The following is a 23,017-nucleotide window of genomic DNA, read 5'->3' as shown; positions in this document are numbered from 1 at the left end:
TCATGTTTGGTATCGTCAGAATGGTTATTATTAATAAGATGTATTTAACAGGCTGCATTGTCGCGCCATTCGCATTTATGTGCGCACAGGTTAATTCTCAAATACAGCCACCACAATTAAATACTCAAGCATCAAACGCATCCAGAGAATTAGATAGACTGGAACGTAGCCGTACACGCTCAATGATTCAAGATGAAAAACGTAGAGAGAGCGAAATAAGACGTCAGAATAATATTCTCAATGAGCAGCATGAGGATAATCTTTTGAAGTCAAAATATACGTTTTTTATTCATCAGATTAGTATTGAAAACGATGATATCTATGCCAATTCACCACAAAGGCAGAAGATTATTATGCAATTCTTAGATACTGAGATGGGACAAAAGGAGATAATGGAATTGGTTAAGGATTTGACCAATTTCTATGTTGGCAAGGGTTATGCGACAACGCTGGTGACTGTTCAACCGGGTAGTTTACGTGAGGGGGTACTTAAATTAGAGGTATTATGGGGGAAGATTTCAGGGTTTAGTGTCGAGGGGAATCCACCCACATTCTTTGAAAAAACCAGGCTGTTTAGTGCAATTCCTTTTGCCCAAGGGAATAAGCTTAAAATGTCAGATATTGACCAAGGGTTGGATAACTTACTTCGTGTTTCAAGGACTGATAAATTACAAATTGTTCCATCGGATGACTTTGGCTACTCAACTTTAGATCTCAGTAATTCAAGTTATTTTCCTATTTCGCTCTCTGTAGGGATGAATAACTCAGGCCGTGAAGATGATGGTTGGCATCAATACAATTCGACTTTGACAGTAAATAATTTTTCTGGATTTAATGACTCTTTATCGTTCTATTATGCTTACAATGATTTGTATACCAAAACCGATAGTCAAAGTTCTTGGTCTATGAATTACAGTTTACCACTTGGCTATTGGTTGCTAGATGCTTCTTTATATCGTTCTGAATATGAGAAGGTTATTGGTGGATACTTTGGTGGCTATCATAGTGAAGGTACTTCCCAGCGAGCTTCTACTAAATTAAGCCGCGTTATTTTTCGAGACGCAGTGGGGAAGCTTAGTGCTTATACAAAGGTTGAAGGCCGCGATAATACTAATAAAATAGAAGATATAAAAATAGGTGTTAGTAGTAAAAAATACAGCAGTATTGCCCTTGGGGTAACTCGGGTTGGCACACTTTGGGGGGGCGGTTTATTTTGGGATCTGAGTTCGACTGCGGGTGTTCCCTGGTTTGGTGCAGCATGGAAAAATGAACCTGACCTAAAGGGGTTTGATCTAAACTACATAAAATATAATGGCATCATTAGCTGGTCTAAGTCATTGGCCCAATATGGTCCAGTGAGTTTATCATATGAAGTTAATTCAGGATTTCAATTTACAAAAGATATATTAGTGAGTGATGGTAAACAATCAATTGGTGATGAATATACCGTTCGTGGTTACAAAGAAAGTTCAGTATCGGGACATAACGGTGGTTACATTTCCAATACAGTTCAGCTGCCCATTGCTATCAATAAATTGGGGATATGGCAGATGTCGCCTTTTGCTGGCTATGATCTTGGTTTTATTAAAAACAACTGTACTGATGATATGGGCTCGTGCCCTGCAGAGTATTTAACTGGAGCTGCTCTTGGCCTTAAGGCTGTAGGTAGTCATTTCTCCACTTCATTAACATTGGGTTATCCTCTAACCAAACCATCAACATTAAGGAATTCTGATATTGATTCTAGAACACTAAGTTACAGGTTTGATTTACGATTCTAAATAAATAAGAAATTCTATCTTAATAAAGTTATATCCAGCAAGCTGCAGGAGTTTTACGCATGAGCAAAAATAAAGGTAAGACCAATAATTCTACATCATCTTTTATTGGGAAACTAACTCAAGAAAATTTACATAAAAAGTTGTGCCCTATTTATTTGGCATTGGTTGCAGTATTGCCCAGTTTGTCTTATGCAAACTTAGTCCCCGATACAAGTTCAAATGCGCCAACTATTTCAGAGTCAGCCAATGGAACACCGACAGTAAATATTATTAATCCAAATGGTAATGGGATTTCTCACAATAAGTTTGACGACTTTAATGTTGGCCCAGATGGTTTGATTTTTAATAACAGCATGCAGGATGGTGTTAGTAGCATAGGTGGTTATATAATTAAAAACGGTCAGCTACAACAAGAAGCTAGCGCTATCATTAGTGAAGTTACGGGTGCTAAGGGATCGTATTTGAATGGCGCAATGGAAGTGTTTGGGAAAAAAGCTGACCTTATCATTGCAAATGAAAATGGCATATCTGTGAATGGCGTATCAACCATTAATGCGAATAACTTAACTCTCAGTACAGGTCGAGTGGAATATGGTGAGAATGGTAATATTCAATTAAAGGTTAATAAGGGTATGATTGCAGTAGAAGGGCAAGGCCTATCTACTGAAGGATTAACCCACTTTGATATGATCAGTCGTACGGTAAAACTCGATGGTGAAGTCTCTGGGAATGCCGATATTAAAGTTGTTGCGGGGCTAAATACTTACGACACACAAACGCGACAGCACCAGATTCGTAACTTATCGGCTGCAGATACCCCTAAAGTTGCTATTGATGGCAGTTCATTGGGTTCCATGTATGGGGGAAGAATACAGCTAATCAGTACCGAAAGCGGTGTTGGGGTTAGACATAAAGGTAGCTTAGTCGGTAATCAGACTGTTGAGATATCGGCCGATGGTGATTTAGCACTGACAGCAATTAGCAGCAAGTCAGGTGATGTTAATTTATCCGGCAACAATATAGATATTTCAGTTAATGAAAATACAGGCTTTGGTGGTGTTATAAGTAATGGCGATCTAATTATTAGAGCTTTATCTCAAGCTAAACTCAGTGCTGATGCAGTATCAAAAAATGGCAATATTAGAATTACTGCTGATTCATTGTTGCAAAATGCTGCACGTGTTTTTGCAATGAGCGGTGATAGTGACAAAATAGATGTAACATCAATTTTTATTGATGTTAAGGGTGAATATAAAATAACAGGGACACTTTTCGCTCTTGATGCTTCAGGTAAAAAAATAGAGAATGCAATTATATCCCTTGTGGATGGTAATTATATTGTATCGATTAACGGCGAAACTATTGATTCCGCCACTATAAGTTCTGATGCTGCTATTAGCAGTCAGTCAGGAAATGTTATAGTTAATGCTAATTCATTTTTAAATCAAGGTGCAGGAGTTAATAGCCAGAAGGGGACGTTAAGCTTCACTATTAACGAACTATTTGACAATGATGGTGTTGTCAATGCGAGTGGTCCGCTGAGCATTGTCGCTAATGATTTACATAATAAAGGTGTTTTATATACTGAGCAAGACGCAAATCTTATTCTCGGATCTTTAATTAATAAAGGATTGTTGCGAGCTGATAAAAACAATACCATTAAGTCAAATAGTATTAATAATAGTGGGAGAATTGTCTCAGAAGAATCTATTGATATAACAACAGAAAGTGTTTTCAATAGTGGCGATATCACAGCAGCTAAAGATTTATCACTAAATATCAGTAAGGAAGTTAATAATCAAAATGGGGGTAGTATACTCTCAGGTGCCAATCTAAAAATAAATAACAGTGGGGTGCATGCAGTTAATATAAATAATAACAACAGTTTAATTCAAGGTGGTGCTATTGAAATTAGTAACGCTAACACTATTACAAATAGTAATAATGCAAAACTAATTTCAGAAAGCTCACTTAAGCTTGATGACATTAAAGAGTTAAATAACAAAGGCAGTTCGTCACTCATTCAAGCGAACGAGATTATATTAACGAATATTGATAACATTAAAAATACTGATGAAGCAAAAATACTCGCGGCTGACCAGTTGTCAATTAGCCATTCGTCAGAATTAATTAATCAGAACTCATCTATACTCGCCTCTGGTGATATTAATTTGAGTAATATAGAAACGATAAATAATGTAGATGGATTTATTAATGCAGATGGAACTGTAAGCATAAATAATAGTACTAATCTGTTTAATACAGGAACTGGAACCACCCAATATTCTGGTTCAGGGATAATCGCGAATAATATTGATATTAATTCTGTTGCCAATGTGGAAAATTCCGGTGGAAGTTATATTTCAGCATTGGGAGAATGGTTAAAACTAGAACTTATTAATAGTGTTATAAACGATAAGAGTAGTGTTATAACATCAGATAATGGCCTAATGATATCTAATATAGATAATCTAAATAACAAAGGTGTTATTTACTCTGGTGCTGATATGTCTCTAGCTAATATTGGGGTTTTATCCAATATAGGTGATGGGACGGGAAATGTCGGTGTTATTAATGCGGGTAGAAATTTATACGTCAGTTATGTCAGTAGTTTTATTAATTCTATTGCGGCAATTATTAATTCTGATGGTGACGCCACCTTCAAAAACATCAATAAACTAGATAATATTAATGCGATAATTCAGGCATCAGGGATATTGTCCGTAGAGGCTAATACTATTGTAAACAGTAGTGATAAAGGGTCATCTGCTGGTGACGCTATCATTATTGGTGTCGGTGGGCTTACAGTGGAGTCAGACTCTATTTCTAACCTGAATGGAGCGACATTATTTTCTGATGCTGATATTTCTATTAGATCAAAAAATGTAAATAACAGTGGCTCTAATATCAGTGGTAATAATGTTGATATTCAAGCTGATAACTTAAATAACAGTGTTGGTTATATTCATTCGGCTAAAAATTTATTAATTAAGCTAGCTGAATCTTTGAATAATTTATCTGGTGATATTTTTAGTGATAATAACCTCTCTTTAATTCTCTCTAAAGATTATCGCTACAATGATGATAGTGGTGATATTAATGCTAGAGGTGAGTTCTCTATTAAGACTACGGGTTCTATCATTATTGACCGTATTCTGGAAAGTGCTGCAAGCATACTGCTTAATGCAGATGAGAACATTAAAATTTCAAGTAATCAATCTATTTTGAGTCTTAAGGATATCATTCTTAAGGCAATTAATATTACTAATAGTAGTGGAGCTTTGATTTTCTCCTCGCAAGATATTATTATTGATGCAGAGAAAGGTAAGTTTCTAAATGAAGAAAATGCTAATGTTCTTAGTATGGGTAAAATTGATATTGTTGCAGAGAATATAAAGAATGATGGTGGTAATATTCGTTCTCAAGGCGATATGGCATTAGATGCTAAAATTATTGATAATATTAGTAAGTATGATAATCCTGGATGGGTTACAGGCCCTGCACAAAATGCTGAAGGTTCACATGAATGGAAGCAAGGTATTCTAAACGAGGTATATTATAAAGCAAAACTCTCAGGTTCAATTCCAACGTGGATTGGTGATTTTAAATTAACTAAAATGGCCGAAATCTCATCCGGCGGTAATTTAAATATTAATCAAAAGAATATTTATAGTGCTAAAACGTTAAATAATACAGGTGGTATTATTCAATCAAGTAAGGATATGATAATATCTGGAACTGTTAATAATGCACCAGAATATAATGAAATGTCATTTTACTATTATTTGACGGAGACGCTGAGTACCCCGATTAAGCTGGAGGTATATAGAAAAGTGCTAAGTGGCACTTCTGGTTATGCTCAGTTTAATACGCTATATCAACTGCTGGACTTTTATTTCGGTGATGGAAGTCCGGAATCTGTCTCAGGGAAGGGATCATATATATATGATACTCAGTCAAACAGTTTTAATAGCTTAAAAGAAATGGCCAAACAGAGTGAACACTTAAACAGTGTTATGAAAAGATTGTTCGGCGATGCGTGGTTATCTGATAGCCAAGAGAAGCTATCACAAGATTGGGCCAATGCTTCTTTGAAAGATTTAAAAGATTATGGTTTGTCGGATAATAACGGTGGGATTATCGCAGGCGGTAATCTGACTCACAATGGTGGAGCATTTAACAATGGATTATTCGGTGCGAAACTTGAAGGTGAAAAAATAACAGTTGCCATCGGTGATAAGGAGGTTGTGGTGACTCAAAATCCTTATGAAATTAATATTGGGTTGAAAACAATTGCCGAACTGACGAAAGGATTAAGTACCACAAAAACTTATACCGAACTCGCTAAAATTCAGGGGTTATTTGTTTCTAACCAGAAATGGAAAGATGTTGATTTCACTGCCAAGGTCGGGGATGGTGCCAGTAACCCTATTTATCCGTTTTATGAAACTCGAACTGAGATGATTGATCAGAGCCTTTTCTTTGGTTCGCAATATTTCTTTGATCAAATTGGCTATATACCAGAAACACCTGTTTTGGTTGTGGGCGATAATTATTTTATTAGTGAAGTTATTCGCCGCCAATTAAACGAGTCTGTTGGGACATTTTTCAGTGTGCGCGATGGTGTTGATGGCACCGAGTTGGTTGAGAAATTAATGTCCAATGCTGCAACTGTGAATGGAGTAGAAGACTTTACCGTCGGTAAAGCTTTAACTGATGAGCAGATTGCCGTACTGGATAAAGATATTGTTTGGTTTGTGACAGAAAATATCGATGGTCATGATGTACTCACACCTAAAATTTATTTCGCAACAACGACGTTAGAACAATTAGAAAGTGGCCGCTATGATGGTTCCGCCATAGTCCACGCTGGCGGTAATATGGATGTTGATGCATCCTCATTTAATAATGTTAATGGCCAGATCAGTGCCGGTGGCAATATTAATATTCAATCAGAAGGCAATATTAATAATAGTAGTGTGGGCATGAATGGTGGTATCACTTCAGGTGGAGATCTATCATTGGTCTCCAGTGGTGGTTCTATAACCAACAGTGGCGCTGCTCTTAGTGCCGGTAATGATCTCACTTTACAGGCAGATAATGGTTCAATTGAACTTACTGCCAGCCAAGGCGCTAATGTTTCCGGTAATCAAGAACTTCATTATTATAATGATGGTGTCACCGCCGGTGGTAGCATTGACATGAGTGCCAAAGATATCACAGTTAATGCTGTTGATATTGCTGCGGAAAAAGATATCAGCCTGACTTCAACTGAAGGTGATGTCACCTTCAATAATATGTATGAGGTTGAGGGGAATTATGAATACAGCCATAAATCTACGGGGATACTAAGTCACGAATCGACAGAAACTATCAGCTCAAGTGCTACGAGTGTTGATAGTTCGGTCAACGCCGGCGGTAAGTTTACCGTTAATTCCGCGAATGATATTGTTCTCAAAGGTGGTGAATATAATGCCCAATCGGGTGAATTGAAGGCTGCTGGCGATGTAGACATCCAAACATCACAAGATTACAGTTATTCTGAAACCACGGTTGAACGCACTGATCTAAAATTTGGTGCAGGCGCGAGTGGTTTTGGGCAATCGGCAGGTTATGATATTAGCGGTCTGGATGGGGAAAGTAGTAGTACCAGCACCGGTGAACATAATAATCTTGGGTCGGATATCACCAATGCCGGGTCCAAGCCTGGTCGTGCTCCAACATCTTCCTCGGGTAATTTCCAAGCCGGGTTAGAAACCGTCACGACGGTTGATACTGAGCAAACGACGACAAATAATAATGCTTCACTTAACTTTACCGATTCTATGACATTAGAAGCGGGAAACACGGTTGATATCGGCGGTGGTAATTTTAACACTGAAGGTGCGTTGACTATTGTTGCCGATGAAGTCAAGTCTACAAAATATGAAGATGAAGTGATAACAACGAGTGAGGAAACCGTTTCGTTTTATGGTGTAAAGGGTGAGGCTCATAGTTCAGTGGCTGATGCTGCTGATAAAGTCGGTAATTTGGTTGAAAAGGGCAATGACGGGCAAGAAATTGATGCCGGTTTAACGGCGGCAGAAGTGGCAGGTAGTGCTTCTAACCTTATGTTTAATGATTTGCTTGGAGGCTCAGTCTCAGTTGGATTCGATACCACGACGACCAGTAGTTCATCGACGACTAAAAGTGAAAACATCACTAATATAAATGCTGGCAATGTATCAATTACTAGTAATGGCGATACCACGTTAAAAGGTGTCGAATTATCGGCAGACAGTGTAGAGATTACTACTGGCGGTAATTTGAATATTTTAGCCGCCGAGTCCTCAACTGAGAGTTGGTCGCAAAAAGACACCCACTCTGCGGGCGTCAGTGCCGGGGCTTCCGCCGCGCCTACAGGGGCTGGCGCGGGAGTTTCTGTTGATTACCATGGCAGCACTTCAACCTCAACTGGCTCAAGCCACACATATACTAACTCCAACCTTAATAGCAGTGATATTAGCATTAACACTGGGGGAGATATGACTTTAGCTGGCGGTAATATTCAGTCAGAAACCGCAAACCTTAATATTACTGGCGATCTAAATGTGCAGAGCGTGCAAGATACGGTCAATAACCAGACTAATAGTAATGAGTGGGGTGGATCAGTCGGGGTTGCTGTTTCAACCAATGGAGGACTTATCCCAACATTAGCTGGGAACTACGGCCAAGGTGGCGAACATTATGATTCGAAGACTACAGGGACCCAGACCGGTATTAATACCACCGGTGAGCTGAATATCTCTACAGGAGGGGACCTCAATCTTACTGGCGCGCACATTGTTTCTGATTCCAAAACCGGTACTGTAGATGTTGCGGGCAATATTAACGCAGTCGAGCTATCAGATACTATTGATCAAGATGGTGCTTACGGTGGTGGTGGTGGTGGTATTTCTAAAACAGGCTTACCGACAGTCAATGGCTATTACAACACTGTGGAAAAAGTTGAATATCAGGAAGATCAAAAAGCGACCATCGATGTTGGTAATATTAAAGGAAATGTACAAGGTGAACTGAATACCGATGGTGAAACACTTTCTCAAGTAAATGTTGATAAAGTTACAGCATCAAATAGTATTTCATTTACTGTTGGCGGAGTGAAAAAACCGGGTAAAAAACCTAATCAGACTGATAATGCAGTTAAACCTATACAGACTGATAATGCAGTTAAGCCTATACAGACTGACAATGCAGTTAAACCTATACAGACTGATAATGCAGTTAAGCCTAATCAGACTGATAATGCAGTTAAACCTATACAGACTGATAATGTAGTTAAACCTAATCAGACTGATAATGCAGTTAAGCCTATACAGACTGATAATGTAGTTAAACCTAATCAGACTGATAATGCAGTTAAGCCTATACAGACTGATAATGCAGTTAAACCTATACAGACTGATAATGCAGTTAAGCCTATACAGACTGATAATGCAGTTAAACCTATACAGACTGATAATGCAGTTAAGCCTATACAGACTGATAATGTAGTTAAACCTAATCAGACTGATAATGCAGTTAAGCCTATAGTCCCAAAACCGGCTGTAAAGTGGCCAACAGTGGTGCCACCAAAACGCCCAGTAACTAGTATTGGTGGTTCTAATCCTGGTGGTAACCGCCCGCCATTGATACAACAGACCGATCCTGGCAGTAAAAGACCGGTATCTGGTCAATTTTCTGCTTTATCGCGGCCATCTAATGCTGAAAATCAAAAAATTGCCGATGAGATGAATAGTGAACATAACTCTGACGTTGAATTCCGTCAGCCAGTAAATACCTTTACTGGTAAAACATCCATGAGTTCAAGCGTAAGAATATTGCAGGAAATGATTGTAACTGGAGATCACAACACTTTGATATACGGTGAAAAAGCACAAAAAAACAATGCTTATTGTTAATAAGTATTAAGTTGGTACTCACTAAAAACACTATGATATATTAGGTTACATCAGCGTGCCGCCTATAAGCGGCACGCTGATGTGTAATGACGAGCTTTTGTGGTACAACAGTAAATAGGCAGTGAGTTGAATCTCTCACTTCCAAAAGAGTTCAGGGAGGCTCTATGGTTCTACACGCTATTCAGTTACTTGAATCGTCACAGATAATCTAGACACTTCCAACAAATTGATAATATTGGTTTTCATATTCAGCCGGTGGCATCTGTTCGCTCGAACCATGCCGACGTTTACAGTTATAAAACATTTCGATGTAATCAAAAATATCGCTGCGGGATCCTTCCCGTGTTCCGTAGAGCCTTTTCTTTATCCGTTCGTGTTTCAGTAGCGGGAAAAAGCTTTCTGCAACCGCGTTGTTGTGGCAGTTACCGCGACGACTCATGCTACTGTAAGTATCCCCTCAAAATGGCCAATTCACATTTAGAGATTTTCCGGCATACTCACTCTGCCAGTAAAAGAGATCACTATGCATAAAGCTCGTTTTATCGAGCACCAAATAATCACCGTAATTATGTCGGTGGAAACAGGATGAACCATGAAAGATGTTTGTCGTGAAGCAGGCGTATCCGAAACAACGTATTACAACTGGAAATCTAAATTTAGGGGTGTGAAAACTTCTGATATCAAATAGATAAAAGATCTTGAGGATAAGAATTGCCATCAGAAACATATGTTTGCTGACCTCAGCCTTGAAAATTATGCACTGAAAGATACCATCGAAAAAAAAGCTTTAAAATCAGATATTAAGAGAGAGTTGGTTACGTATCTGGCAGCCATGTTAGGACCCAGTATTCGGCAGGTCTATTGGGCACTAAACCTGAGCAGAATGGTGCTCGGATACCATGCGTGATGAACCGATTATTGCCGAGTTACAGGCACTCGCTGAACGGTATCCTCGCTACAACCATCATCTCTCTAGGTTGCGCAGGCTCCTAGTGTGGGCCAGATACCAGCGAACACATTGGGTGATAACATCGATGGGGTAATACAAGCGACTGAAAGCATTTCGGGTCAGAAACATAGGTTGGCAATACTATAAAAAAACGGCATGTTACCTGACAACACTTTAACGCGACAGAACCCTATAAAGTGATATCTCTATTTATCAGCTATTGTACTGGCGGTTATTTGCAACAGCGCGCCGGAGAATAGTCATTTCCCTACGCAGCCTTATTCCCCAGCTTATTCCGTACATCAAATTTTTCAAGGATTATTCTAAGGTGATATTTTCTCTCAAATCTAATTGGGCTTGAGACGCTGTGCTAACCCAATTAATCCTAGGAATTGATTCAATGATAAACCCTATCCGGTTTTCCATTATCGCTTCATTACTAATGGGCCGCGGCATGGTACTCGCGGCAAACGTGAGAATAAGACCACTACACCTTTTGAGGTGCGTGCTTATAGCGTACTTCTTAAGTAACTTGTACCAACTGGCTTTGCAAAGCGATATTAGTGTGGAGCAACTGCGTATCATGAACAAAGGCGGTCTTGACCGCCGTGACACGGTCAAAGTGGGTGAAAACCTGCTGTTACCGACGAGTTCTCCACGGTTCCCAGCTCAGAAAAAAGGTGAACTGATAACCAGCAACCTGCTTGAATTGGACATGGGCAACGCCCCGGTATCCCAGACAGAAACAAATGCCATGAAGATGGCAGGAACCCTGAAAAGCGTGGGTTCCCAGGACTGGAACACCGTGACCGGTGACCAGAGAAACAATCAGGCCAAAGCACAGGTGGTGGCACCAGTGCAGCTAGAGGCGCAGGATTTTCTGGGCAAGTTCGGTAAGGTGCTGGCGGGTATTGCCGTTGATGACGAAGGTAGCCTGAAAAATAGCGACGCTTCGCACTTCCCCCCTTGGTATAACGATTACTTTTTCGCCTTCTCTCAAGTCGGTATACACGGTCAGAATAGCCGCACCATCGGTAACGTCGATTCAGGGGTACGAGGCAACTGGATGTTGGGAGTCAACAGCTTCATGGACCATGGCCTTAGCCGTAATCACACCCAAGGAGGAGGGGCGAGCTGTGGATGGATAACGCGAAGCTGGCGGCCAACTACTACTACCCCATCTCTGGCTGGAAAGACTCTGACGACTATCTGGAACGATCGACAAAAGAGTTTGACGTCCGCGCACAGGGCTATCTGCCCGCCTACCCGTAACTGGGGTACCGGTAGTGTATGAAAAATATTACGGCGATGACAGTAACTTTATTCGGTAAAGAAAACCTCCCGTCAGACCCGCATGCGGGGTCACTCTGGGGGGATATACCCCTGTCCCGTTGCTGACACTGAAGGTCAGTCATAACGAGGGACAGGGCGGCAAGCGTGAAGACAAAACCGACTTGTTACTGAACTACCAGGTGGGGACTCCGCTGGCGAAGCCGCTTAACCTAGACAGCGTGGCCCTTGTGCGCTGACTTAAAGGCAGCCGCTACGTGCATATCCATACCAGAAAAAGTGATTTTATTGAGAGACATCAACGTTATGGAACAAAAGCAGGCGATTATTCAGCACCCATGTTTTTTTACTCGGATGGGCCTTGAGCAAATTTTAAATAATTTATCCGTAGATATCGCGTTCAGTGTGAAGTCTCTTGCGGATTGTCACGACAACTTGCGGGCATTTCCATCCATGCATCTGGCTATTCTGAATTTACAAAGTCAGGACCCGACCGCCGGTAGCAACTTGAGTAATATTATTGGCAGGTTACGCATATATCATCCCCATTGCCGAGTGATCGTGGTCGCAGAGGCGTTTTGCGTTCATCTACTGAAAGGGTATTTTTATAAAGTCAGCCAAGTGCGTGCTGTTATTGCCCACAATGTGCCTCTGAGAGAATTTGTGATGGTGATAAGCCAAGTATTTTCTGCGCAAATGACCCTACACTGGAAACGGTCATCGCTATTATCCAGGAAGGAGCAAGTGGTATTGGGCATGTTGATGCAAGGTCAGTCGAATAATGATATCGCGGTTAATTTGCACTTAAGTAATAAGACCATCAGCTACTATAAGCAACGTATTGTGAATAAATTAGGTTTTCCCATATCACAACCTGATTTAATAAATGAACCTGAGCGTATCTCTTCAACTTATCCGTCCTATAGTCTTGATCACGCAATCGTAAAATTACCTTTTATATTAAAATTACTACGTGGTAACCCTCGATAAAAGCGGATATTAAAAATGAACTGCCCCAGTTCTTGGAGCGTTTTTAGTCCGGGAACTCAGGCTGCCAAAGCCGATTCACCAGGGAAGCATAATAGGCAGTGTCGCATTAACGGCGTGAAGTCAGCCAAAGTTACTCTGCCTGTTTTTTAGGCGTCAAACAGGTGGAATTGTTCTGCCAGTGACAATCCGGCGCTGGCCGGATGATGACATTGCCCTTCGCGTATTATGTGGATTAACTCTATACCTGCCAATATCGTCTGTGCTCGTCGAAATGAGTTGAACCCCAACAATCCCTCATTTCCCTTAACCAAGGAAATTGTCCGATATAACGGACAATTTCAAGTGATCTTATTATTAATAATGATATTTCGTGCCGTCATCTTCTGAAAATGACAGAGGATTAAAACATTGTTCACCAGACCCACTTCACCCTGAGTGGTTCACGGTAGCTAACTCGCATTTGCAGTACCAACATATAACCCAGGAGATTATAGCAATCTTGAAAATGCCGACCGTTGAATGGGGTCATGCGTTACTTCTTCTGCCAACATGGAGATTTAGCTTATTGTCACCTGATTTTGCAACAATTCCACAATTCTCAGCTTATATAGCCTCCCAACATATCCAACCTTGATAGCTGCTACTTGAACTTCGATACCAAAAGATACCACTATCCGCATTGATACCTCCATATTTAGTGGTGACATCAGCGGTTATGTTCACAGTCATTCCAGTATCATTATGGATGTTGGCTGGGAGCGTTAGCCGTATCAGCTCTTGTTTTTGATAGTCCATCACAATATTGTTGTTACGTTCCACTAAATCATAGCTACTACCCGCCAGAGTGCGTGTTGCTGCCACGGCTGATGGACTGATATGGGATTGCTAGGACTCACTCAGACGATAGTTCAACTGAAAGTTAATGCTACTGTCATTTTTACTGTTTTTACCGGTGCGATGTTCAACCCAGAGAGTCACTAATGGAATAGGGGTGCAATTCACCCCAGCCGTAATGGCATAAGGATCTTTCTGTTGGATATCTTTACCAAACAAAGCTACGTCATCACCGCGATATTGTTCATACATAACCTTGCCACCCAGTTGGGGATGAGACAGTGAATAGGCTTCGCCCCGCAGATCATAGTCGTTGGCAGGTCGTTCATTATAGTCAGCAAAATCACGTGACTGATGCCAATCGGTGGTACCGATATAGCTGTTAGCGGACAATTTAAGATAGTCGGTCCAGGCTTCAGTCCCAACACCAACTCTTTGGTTTTACTGGTAATATCCTTATCAAAGAAAGTGTTTATACCGTACATCCAGTTATTATGGAAGGTACGCACTCCGGCACCAATATTGACGGTGTTACGGTTGTCCTTATTTCGGGCATCGAGTTGAGTAAAAAATATTGATTTCTTGATTGTCATAGAGTGGGGTCAGTACATCTATAGCACTCCCATCCAGTTTAAACTCATCATCAAGATTCATTTGTACTCGTGCAGTACCGAACTGACTTAGCCACTGTTGTACAGAACTACTGAATTCATTATTGGCAGCAGAGCGAAGTATATATTTCCCTGTTTTTACGGTATTGTCACTCGTCAGTGCCGTAGCTCCAGACAGGATATAGCTGGCAAGTTTGTTTTCTTCAAGAATATCAGTGCTATTGTTTTTTTTATTGTCTATGGAAAATGCTGGCGGGGTACATCAATTTCATCTCCATGATGTTAATCTATTAAAGAGTTTTGAGAAAGTACGATATATATTTATTTTTTAGTTTATCAACAGAAATACTATATTGTTTGGCTACAGTATCAATGTTTTCATTGACTAGTAGAGTATAAGGTTCTGTGACCGTACTCATTACGAAAGTATGTGAAGGCGATGCAGCAATTGCAGATTAAAAGGAAGCAGTAACTGGACTATGATATTCACCCCGGCGATAACGCTAGATGCTCTCGAGTGAGATAACGTTACTGTGTTCTTGCGACACGGGGGGAATGATTTAGCCCAAAAGAATTTAAGCATTTATTATATCCAACTAATCAAATAGTTTTTTAAAGCGCGCTTTTGAAGCAAACCTGCAATATATGCATTAGGGGTTAGTTAGTATGCTAGTATGCAATCTCCGATAATTAGTGCTGATTTACCTTACATTTAGCTTCATGCCTCTATTCACAACTGCGGTGTTGCTCTTCTTCACTGTACCGACATGGAAATCAACCACCAGTATGTCGACAGCCATGGACAAGGTGAGGTGGTTTCTGCGTTCAATTATGTGCTGGGGTTCGACTTGTTGCCTAGACTGAAAGGTATTGCTAGGCAAAAACTGAATTTGTGCGAAAAAGAGAAGCAGCCTTGTACCCTAATTTGGCACCGATTTTAAGCAAGGGAATAGACTGGGTTCTCATTGCGCAGCAGTATGACAAAATAATCAAATATACAGCAGGACTCTGGGTGGACACGGCAGAACCCGAGGCTATGTTACGGTGTTTCACCCGTAACAATGCGCAATATCCTACTGAACTTGTTACGCGCTGTATCATCAGTGATTGGCCAAAAGGTTTCATGATGTTTAGGTATAAAGGTGGCAAAGTATTCTCGTAGTCGCAAAGCATAGATCGGATCCGATAATGGAATTGCTTGGTCAAATCTTGTATCTGCTCCTCCTTTGTTGATCGGCCAGGTTTACGCCGACGTTGTTTGAGGGTGCGAAGTACCATAAAAGGCCGGATATCGGCCAGTGTCATGGCCTGCGCTTCACTAACGCGAGTGGCGGTATTCCATCATGTTTCCATCAGCAGTCGCTGATACTGATCGGTAAAATACCCTAGCAATACCGTCACTTCAGGTGCCAACAAATATGCTGACGTCCCGAGGTTGCCCCTCAGCGCCATGTTGCGCAGTTCAGCCGCGTCCTGCCAGTCATAATAGCTGCCGACGCTCTACGCGAAAAGTTTTCCGTTTCGTGGGGTATAACGGCTCACGTTTCAATTTCCACGATCGTCGGGCTTATTACCTGTAATGAGACAATATTGTCAGTTTTCTGACTATTTCAATAGAATCAGAGAAGTATGTTATCAGATAAATCATAACCTGACAGTGGCGTGGGGCTTTGCCTACATTCCAATAGGTTTATAACCACTGTGTTTTAAGTCCATCTCCTCATAGAATCATGCGTTATAAAAATAAGTTACAAAGCTAAATGATTTAGCTTCAACTATCCTTAAAAGTATCAGCTAGCTAACGCTTTAATATAAGTTAATGGATATTATATAATATGAAAAAATTCAGTGTCCTAGTAGTAGATGATCACCCTTTTATACGCGCTATAGTTAAATCAACACTTGAAAAAAGTAACTTTGAAGTTATTGCAGAAGCCTCCTCTGGAATCGACGCGATTAAACTCGCCAAAAAACTTAACCCCGACTTGATTATACTTGATATATCTATGCCAAAACTAGACGGATTGGAAGTACTTAATCGACTTGTAAATGTGCAAGATCAGATGAAAGTATTGATTTTAACTTCCATGATAGAGGATTATTATGCATTACGCTGCGTTAGAGCCGGAGCTATGGGGTATATTTCTAAAACAAATGATATCGAAAAATTACTGATTGCAGCAGAGGCTATTATGGCTGGATACACTTTTTTTCCAAAATCAGCTCTAAGTCTTCCAACTCTTACGTATAATGAGGGGGAAAATATGACAGAAACCGAACTAATTTCTAAGCTATCTCCTCGTGAATTATCTATTTTAATAAAATTATCAAATGGGAAAACTATAAATGAAATTGCTGAAGAACTAATGCTAAGCAGCAAAACTATCAGCACTTATAAATCAAGGATTATCAATAAATTAAACATAAAATCAATAATTCATTTATCTGATTTTACAAAACGTAATAATTTATAAAAGCGGGAAATCATGAGCACCAATAGAATTTTCACTATAATTTTCACATTGATTACTTTAATGTTTTATCATCCATCTACATATTCTAGTGAAGATTTATCTTTAGATCGACTGATCTTATCAGGACATTCAAAAATTCCCGGGAAAACTTCTTTTTTAAATATTAAAGATGCGGTTTTTTTACAAAAAAAAGGGAGTTTGATATTTGGCACAACATTTTTACCACATCCGCCATTTAGAATAGTAATTGACAATCAAGAAATCTATGAGGGTGTAAATGCAGATTATTTAGAATTACTTTCTGACTTGTTAAATGTAAATATTGAAATAGTTCGCTATCCAAATCGTACTGATTTAATTGAAGCCCTCAGGAAAAATAAAGTTGATTTTATTAGTACATCCAATCATACAGAAGCATTGGAAAACAATCTGAAATTGTCAATTCCTTTTATGAAAAGTAGCTTTGGATTTATTCTTAGGAATAATGATAAGCTGGAAACATTAGAACTTTTTGATAAAAAAGTATCTTTTAATGAAAATGCACTTTCAGCCAATGAAATTAAGGGTATTTTACCTAATGCTTTTTTAATGCCATATAAAAGCCCATTGACCGCTATAACATCCGTATCTCTAGGCAATACAGATCTTTATATAGGTGATGTATTAAGTGCTTATTATATTATAAAAAGCAGTAATATAGATAATTTGAATATAATTGAAAAAAAACATATTGATATAGCAAATAATTATTATTTTGCCGCATCTAATGAAACCATTTTGAGAATAATAAATATTGGATTGAAATCAATACCAATCTCTACACACCAAGAAATATTAAATAGATGGGGAGACTTTAGCCAGAAACATAAAAGTGAAGAACTAAACCTAACGATAAAAGAAAAACTCTGGTTACAAAAAAATACTGCTGTCTCGGTCATTATTGATGACGAAGATATTCCTCTCAGTTATACTGGGAAAAACCAAATTTTCCAAGGTATCAGTGCAAATGTTTTAGATGAGATAAGTAATTTAACAAAATTGAAGTTTGATTTAAAAAAAGGGAAGCGGTCTTCTTCAAGTTTAATGAATAGCGTTGAAGAAAATAACTCATCAATTTTAGCAGTATATACTATAAATAATAGTGAAAATCAAAATTTAAGTTATACCAACCCTTATCTAACAACACCATTTATATTAGCTACAGATGGAAATATACGGTCACTCAAAGAATTATCTGCGGGGGGGGGGGGTAAATTAGCGATCGAATCTGAATCACCTCAACGTGATTTTATACATGAACACTATCCTGAAATAAAAATTGTTTTGGTTAACAATCTTGTAGAGGCGATGAATCTATTAAAAAACAAAAAAGTTGATGCAGTCGCGGGACCTTTAGTAAGAGTGAAATTTTTAATTACTTTAAAAGAGTATAATAATGTAATGTTGTTTCCTATTATTAATAGCTCACCAATATATTTCGCTCTAGCTACAAATCGTAGTTCTGTAGAATTAATTTCAATTTTAAGAAAATCAATAAATTCAATGTCACCTGGAAAAATAAGTGAATTAAATACTCCTGCAGAGACGATAATAGTTATTGATAGTAAAAACATGTTCAATACAAAGGATTTAATTTTAATATCTATCATTTTTATGATCAGTATCTGTGCATTATTCTATTTCAAGTTAACTAAAAACAAAATCGAAGAGTTAAACAAAAAATTAGTTTTTTTGACAAGTATGATTGACTATTTTCCACATCCTTTTTATTTATTAGATAGCAAGCTAAATTTAATTATGTGCAATTCCGCTTTTTTAGATATATTGAAAAAAGATAAGAATAGCGTGCTAGGTTTATCTGTTTATGATTTAGGTCTACCAATATCTATAGTTAACATAGAATACTACAATAATGTAACGAAAAATAATAAAGAAATAAAAAATAATGAAATCATTCTTTCTTTCAATGAAAATGATTTAGTGATAAATCATTGGTCCCAACCTTACTGTAATGTAAATGGTGATTTACTTTCTGTTATTTCTGGGTGGTATGATATTACTCATAAACAGTTAGAAATAAAAAAGATAATGATGGAAAGAGATGACGCAGTGAAATCCAACAATGCTAAAACAGCATTTCTCGCAACAATGAGCCATGAAATTCGCACACCAATTAGTGCTATAACAAGTATGCTTGAACTAATTCAACAAAAAGCAAAAAACAATATAACTGACATTAATACAATTGATATAGCATATAAAACCGCGGATGAAATGCTAGAGGTAATCGCTGATATTCTTGATTTTACAAGAATAGAGTCTGAAAAACTTATTCTTTCTATGGCTAGAGCTAATTTTCAATACTTAATTGAATCGATGCTTCGTATATTCGTTAGCGCAGCACAGAAAAAAAATATCAGTCTAATAATTGATATAGATCCAGATGCAAATTGTGATGTGTTAATAGATACAGTGCGATTTAAACAGATATTGTCAAATTTATTAACTAATGCTATTAAGTATACTATAAAAGGAGAGGTTAGACTTACATTGCATATATCTAAAAATATTGATTCTGATCGTGTAAGTGTAAGCATAAAAATAAAAGATACGGGAATTGGAATATCACCTGAAGATATGGTTAATCTTTTTATGCCTTTCTCTCAAGGAACTAATAATTTGCAGTCTGCACGTATAGGAACTGGGCTAGGGTTATTTATTTCTAAAAAGTTAGCTAATATGATGGGAGGCGACCTGATTTTAAATAGTTCTGTTGGAGAAGGAACAGAAGTTAATTTAAATATAAATCTTCAATTACTGTCAGAAGTAGAATCAACCGCCACAAATAAAGTAATACTACAATCCCATCAAGTAATAAATAAAAGCAAGATCAAAATAATAGTTGTCGATGACTACGATACTAATCGTAAGCTTATTATCCAACAATTAAATTATATAGGATACCAACCTATTGAAGCAAGCAATGGGGGGCAAGCATTGGCATTGTGGCAGAAGGAACATCAAGACGTAGTTATAACTGACTGCAATATGCCAGTTATGACTGGCTATGAGCTTTCAAAGATCATACGCAAAGAAGAGGAGAAGGAAAATAAAGCTCCTTGTTTAATTATTGGGATAACAGCAGGTAACCAGAATGATGAGTATAATAAATGTATCCTCTCGGGTATGGATATATGTATATTTAAGCCAGTAAAATTGAACGAACTACAAGCTGCACTTGCACAATTTAATAATACATCATCTCTATATTTAGATAAAATGAAGAGGTTGGTTAATGATGAAAATGAAGAAGATGAGGAAAAAATTAAATATTTATTAAAATCATTACTGGAAAGTAATCAACTAGACTTACTACAACTGAAATCGATTGACACCTTTAATATTAGTAATACCGATACTTTACGATCCCTTGTCCACCGAATTAAAGGTGGAGCTGCTTTAGTCGACGCACATGCGGTTATTGCTGCAACAGAGAGAGTTGAGCTTGCATGTAATGATCCGCTTAATCTAGAGTTACTATCTGAATATACTATAGAACTTCAGGAAGAAATGGTAAAACTAAACTCTGATATCGAGATCTATATAAATAAGTGAAATGCTCTGCTGTAGACGAGTATCTTCGTGCAGATGCTGAAATTTTTTATTATGATATTTATCAGTTCATATATATGACAAGGAGTTTCCATGTGTTGGGATTATTTAAATTGCATTATATTAGTTAGCTAAATAATAATTTTGCTACCAGTTTTTCGGTGACGCCTCCAATTTGTTGAGTTTGATGTACAATACTCGCTTTTAAGGCTGCCCCATGGCTTGCGTTAATGTTCATTGTTCCCGCTGCCAGTATGCTCAGGTTTACCGGCATGGTCAGAATCCTACATGCCATGATAGATTTCGCTGTTGTGACTGTCACCGCGTGTTACAGCTATGAAGCCCGTAAGCCGGGTGTCAAAGAGCGGATAATCGCAACGGTGCCGGTATTCGGGTTACGGCAAGTACGCTCAAAATCGGCATTAACAACCGTCATTGGCACTTTAAAAAACTCGCGCTATGATGAATAACATCATCTCCGGTCGCTCATGCTGACGTGTTACTTATTCTGCGAACTTGATGAGCAATGGGTTTTTGTCGGTAGAAAAGCCCGACAACACTGGCTCTGGCATGCATGCAACACCAAAACAGGCGGAGTTTTGACCTATACGTTCGGTCGCCGAACAGATGAAACTTGCCGCGAATTGCTGGCGCTGTTAACACCGTTCAATATTGGGAGTATAACCAGCGACGACTGGGGCAGTTATGCCAGAGAAGTGCCGAAGGATAAGCATCTGACCGGAAAAATATTCACTCAGCGTATGAGCATAACAACTTGACGTTAATAATTCGGATTAAGCGTATGGCCCGTAAAATGATTTGCTTTTCACGATTGATTGAGTTGCACGAAAAAATTATCTGGGCCTTCATCAAAAATTATATGTTCTACTAATTGAAGTCATTACCGTAAAATTATCTGGTCAGTTGACGATAACTCGATGCAACAGCGCTGCTTTTTCGACAGTTAATTTGAATTTTAATATACTTATATCTTCTTGCTGCTTACTTAGTGAAGCATAAAGTACTCCTTGTCTCGGTGATAAATAGGATTTTTTATCTGATTTAATATATTTATTCGCCATCTTATATAGATTCTCATAGTATAACTACATAGTATTTCATGAAGTTTATAATACTCATTGTTATCTATTTAAAATATAAGTCTGAACCTAACTTGTTGTAGGCATTTACTCACAATAAGTTGTTAACTGAAGTTGACCCTACCCCAAAATCCTTCTCTATTCAGAAACAGAATTCCGGCATGATAAACACTCTCCTGAGTGGAGGTTGTGCCGATGAAAAAGTCACGATTCACCGAAGAACAGATTGTCTTTGCCCTGAAACAGGCCGAGCTGTACATCTGTGCCTGAAGTCAGCCGCAAGCACGCCATTTCCAATGCCACGTTTTACATCTATGGACTACCTCCGTTTTGCAAGCACTGAATCAGTGTTTTAGGTTGTTGCTTACATCTATCCGGCATCAGGAATACCTGTGCCCAAATGGGTAATTCGCACACAATCGCCTCAACAACTTGATGGCCTCGAAGACCTGTATAAAAATCAGGTTCCGATTGTGCAGCTGCAACCTGTTACCATTTTTCAATACTCTGCAACTTTTAAGGTAAGTATCATATTACTGCTGGTCGATATTCTGTCTCGTTACGAAGAATTGACCAGATAATCCGGGCATTCTTGTTGGCAACTGCAACGGTCGTTTTGTTAAATCCGCGCTGCTCTTTTAGTTGATTAACCCATTGGTTTAAATAGCCATCGTTATTGTTTGTAGCCACTCTGACGACAGCACGGGCACCGTGAATAAACGGGGTCAGTAGATGCTTGTCGCTTTTTTTCGTCATGTTCATGAGCACCTGTCTATCTCCACTCGAGTGTTGACGCGGCACGACGCCAAGCCACGCAGCAAAATGGCGGCCATTCTTAAATTCGGTCCCTTTACCAATCGCCGCAATAACGGCTGTGGCGGTTTTGGGGCCAATGCCGTTCACTTTAGCAATACGCTGGCAGGCTTCAGACTGTTTAAAAACAGTGTCGATCTCTTTATCAAAAAATCCTATACGCCGTTTGAGATCTAAAAAGAGATCATAGAGCTCCGCAAACGTTCTGCGCATACGTACACTGAGCCCATTTTCAGCATCTTCGAGGATCAACGGAATAGCTCGACGGGCCCTTGTGACAGCGATACCAATGGGGATCCCTCGATCAAGCAACAACTCTCGTATCTGACAGACTGTCGCAGTACGGTGATTGATGATCCGTTGTCTTGCACGATGTAAAGCCTGAATATCTTGCTGCTCTGGGCTTTTGGGCGGGACAAATTTCAGCGTGGGCTTACCATGAAGACATTTCTGGTCACTGCGTGTCGTCCCTCTCCACGGCTGAGCGGTTGCAACGTTCTTCTTCGTTTGTTTTCATTGTCGAGGTAGGTCAACATATGGATGGTTTTGTCGGCACGGCCAATTTTGGCTATAGCCTGCTCCAGACTGGTTGGTCTGCCGCCCGTTTGTAATGTTTTCATTAT

The 23,017-nt window shown here is 39.0% G+C and carries 11 protein-coding genes and 11 pseudogenes; 15 read left to right on the top strand and 7 right to left on the bottom strand.

The window, feature by feature from the left end; translation table 11 throughout:
- Positions 1–2 precede the first annotated feature (2 nt).
- A complete protein-coding gene (locus tag Q2T72_RS22345; protein WP_372569959.1) occupies positions 3–1,781 on the top strand; it encodes a ShlB/FhaC/HecB family hemolysin secretion/activation protein in 1,779 nt (592 codons plus the stop codon).
- A gap of 59 nt (positions 1,782–1,840) precedes the next feature.
- On the top strand, positions 1,841–9,721 hold the full coding sequence (locus Q2T72_RS22340) for a hemagglutinin repeat-containing protein (RefSeq protein WP_372569958.1): 7,881 nt from the start codon (positions 1,841–1,843) through the stop codon (positions 9,719–9,721).
- Between the two features lie 208 nt (positions 9,722–9,929).
- Here the strand turns inward: Q2T72_RS22340 and Q2T72_RS22335 are convergent.
- Positions 9,930–10,163, bottom strand: a pseudogene (locus Q2T72_RS22335) (IS3 family transposase); the annotation flags it as partial.
- An 81-nt stretch (positions 10,164–10,244) separates the two neighbouring features.
- On the opposite strand from Q2T72_RS22335, the pseudogene Q2T72_RS22330 reads away from it, so the two are divergent.
- Positions 10,245–10,680: pseudogene (locus Q2T72_RS22330) on the top strand (transposase); the annotation flags it as partial.
- A gap of 11 nt (positions 10,681–10,691) precedes the next feature.
- Here Q2T72_RS22330 and Q2T72_RS22325 read toward each other — a convergent pair.
- Positions 10,692–10,799 (bottom strand): annotated as a pseudogene (locus Q2T72_RS22325) (IS6 family transposase); the annotation flags it as partial.
- Positions 10,800–11,070: 271 nt separating this feature from the next.
- Between Q2T72_RS22325 and Q2T72_RS22320 the strand changes: the two are divergent.
- The 4 genes and pseudogenes from Q2T72_RS22320 to Q2T72_RS22305 all read left to right on the top strand — a co-directional run.
- A pseudogene (locus Q2T72_RS22320) lies at positions 11,071–11,736 on the top strand (inverse autotransporter beta domain-containing protein); the annotation flags it as partial.
- Between the two features lie 74 nt (positions 11,737–11,810).
- Positions 11,811–11,942 (top strand): inverse autotransporter beta domain-containing protein, encoded by a 132-nt coding sequence (locus Q2T72_RS22315; protein WP_372570009.1) that lies wholly within the window; start codon positions 11,811–11,813, stop codon positions 11,940–11,942.
- 119 nt (positions 11,943–12,061) lie between these two features.
- Positions 12,062–12,199 (top strand): hypothetical protein, encoded by a 138-nt coding sequence (locus Q2T72_RS22310; protein ID WP_372569957.1) that lies wholly within the window; start codon positions 12,062–12,064, stop codon positions 12,197–12,199.
- A gap of 67 nt (positions 12,200–12,266) precedes the next feature.
- A complete protein-coding gene (locus Q2T72_RS22305) occupies positions 12,267–12,950 on the top strand; it encodes a LuxR C-terminal-related transcriptional regulator (protein WP_372569956.1) in 684 nt (227 codons plus the stop codon).
- 146 nt (positions 12,951–13,096) lie between these two features.
- On the opposite strand, the pseudogene Q2T72_RS22300 reads toward Q2T72_RS22305, so the two are convergent.
- Positions 13,097–13,240: pseudogene (locus tag Q2T72_RS22300) on the bottom strand (IS6 family transposase); the annotation flags it as partial.
- Positions 13,241–13,835: 595 nt separating this feature from the next.
- Positions 13,836–14,555 (bottom strand): annotated as a pseudogene (locus Q2T72_RS22295) (inverse autotransporter beta domain-containing protein).
- A 555-nt stretch (positions 14,556–15,110) separates the two neighbouring features.
- Between Q2T72_RS22295 and Q2T72_RS22290 the strand changes: the two are divergent.
- The 3 genes and pseudogenes from Q2T72_RS22290 to Q2T72_RS22280 form a co-directional block, all read left to right on the top strand.
- Positions 15,111–15,473 (top strand): annotated as a pseudogene (locus Q2T72_RS22290) (Tn3 family transposase); the annotation flags it as partial.
- Positions 15,474–16,230: 757 nt separating this feature from the next.
- Entirely contained in the window at positions 16,231–16,869 is a 639-nt protein-coding gene (locus Q2T72_RS22285; RefSeq protein ID WP_372569955.1) for a response regulator, read from the top strand.
- A 12-nt stretch (positions 16,870–16,881) separates the two neighbouring features.
- On the top strand, positions 16,882–20,484 hold the full coding sequence (locus Q2T72_RS22280; RefSeq protein ID WP_372569954.1) for an ATP-binding protein: 3,603 nt from the start codon (positions 16,882–16,884) through the stop codon (positions 20,482–20,484).
- A gap of 124 nt (positions 20,485–20,608) precedes the next feature.
- Here the strand turns inward: Q2T72_RS22280 and Q2T72_RS22275 are convergent, their stop codons facing one another.
- Positions 20,609–20,755 carry a hypothetical protein gene (locus Q2T72_RS22275; RefSeq protein WP_372570010.1) on the bottom strand — a complete coding sequence of 49 codons (147 nt, stop codon included), beginning with the start codon at positions 20,753–20,755 and terminating at the stop codon, positions 20,609–20,611.
- Between Q2T72_RS22275 and Q2T72_RS22270 the strand changes: the two genes are divergently transcribed.
- From Q2T72_RS22270 to Q2T72_RS22250, 5 genes and pseudogenes are all read left to right on the top strand, one after another.
- Positions 20,699–20,821 (top strand): IS1 family transposase, encoded by a 123-nt coding sequence (locus Q2T72_RS22270; protein ID WP_372569953.1) that lies wholly within the window; start codon positions 20,699–20,701, stop codon positions 20,819–20,821. The genes Q2T72_RS22275 and Q2T72_RS22270 overlap by 57 nt on opposite strands.
- Positions 20,775–20,879 (top strand): annotated as a pseudogene (locus Q2T72_RS22265) (IS1-like element transposase); the annotation flags it as partial. The gene Q2T72_RS22270 and the pseudogene Q2T72_RS22265, both read left to right, overlap by 47 nt.
- On the top strand, positions 20,870–20,944 hold the full coding sequence (locus Q2T72_RS22260; protein WP_372570008.1) for a hypothetical protein: 75 nt from the start codon (positions 20,870–20,872) through the stop codon (positions 20,942–20,944). The pseudogene Q2T72_RS22265 and the gene Q2T72_RS22260, both read left to right, overlap by 10 nt.
- Before the next feature lie 25 nt (positions 20,945–20,969).
- Positions 20,970–21,373: pseudogene (locus Q2T72_RS22255) on the top strand (IS1 family transposase).
- Between the two features lie 403 nt (positions 21,374–21,776).
- Positions 21,777–21,891 (top strand): annotated as a pseudogene (locus Q2T72_RS22250) (transposase); the annotation flags it as partial.
- Between the two features lie 218 nt (positions 21,892–22,109).
- Here Q2T72_RS22250 and Q2T72_RS22245 read toward each other — a convergent pair.
- Both Q2T72_RS22245 and Q2T72_RS22240 read right to left on the bottom strand, forming a co-directional pair.
- Positions 22,110–22,829, bottom strand: a pseudogene (locus Q2T72_RS22245) (IS110 family transposase); the annotation flags it as partial.
- A complete protein-coding gene (locus Q2T72_RS22240; RefSeq protein ID WP_372570007.1) occupies positions 22,817–23,014 on the bottom strand; it encodes a Tn3 family transposase in 198 nt (65 codons plus the stop codon). The pseudogene Q2T72_RS22245 and the gene Q2T72_RS22240, both read right to left, overlap by 13 nt.
- Between the last annotated feature and the right edge of the window lie 3 nt (positions 23,015–23,017).

The organism is Yersinia sp. 2466 StPb PI (assembly GCF_041538325.1).
Taxonomy (GTDB): Bacteria; Pseudomonadota; Gammaproteobacteria; order Enterobacterales; family Enterobacteriaceae; genus Yersinia; species Yersinia enterocolitica_E.
The sequence above is the reverse complement of the archived record's forward strand: the minus strand, read 5'-3'. Positions and strand labels throughout refer to the sequence as shown.

Coding starts and splice junctions, on each gene's coding strand:
- Q2T72_RS22345 (WP_372569959.1), top strand. CDS start 3: ATGTTTGGTATCGTCAGAATGGTTATTATTAATAAGATGTATTTAACA.
- Q2T72_RS22340 (WP_372569958.1), top strand. CDS start 1,841: ATGAGCAAAAATAAAGGTAAGACCAATAATTCTACATCATCTTTTATT.
- Q2T72_RS22315 (WP_372570009.1), top strand. CDS start 11,811: ATGGATAACGCGAAGCTGGCGGCCAACTACTACTACCCCATCTCTGGC.
- Q2T72_RS22305 (WP_372569956.1), top strand. CDS start 12,267: ATGGAACAAAAGCAGGCGATTATTCAGCACCCATGTTTTTTTACTCGG.
- Q2T72_RS22285 (WP_372569955.1), top strand. CDS start 16,231: ATGAAAAAATTCAGTGTCCTAGTAGTAGATGATCACCCTTTTATACGC.
- Q2T72_RS22280 (WP_372569954.1), top strand. CDS start 16,882: ATGAGCACCAATAGAATTTTCACTATAATTTTCACATTGATTACTTTA.
- Q2T72_RS22270 (WP_372569953.1), top strand. CDS start 20,699: ATGGCTTGCGTTAATGTTCATTGTTCCCGCTGCCAGTATGCTCAGGTT.
- Q2T72_RS22275 (WP_372570010.1), bottom strand. CDS start 20,755: ATGCCGGTAAACCTGAGCATACTGGCAGCGGGAACAATGAACATTAAC.
- Q2T72_RS22240 (WP_372570007.1), bottom strand. CDS start 23,014: ATGAAAACATTACAAACGGGCGGCAGACCAACCAGTCTGGAGCAGGCT.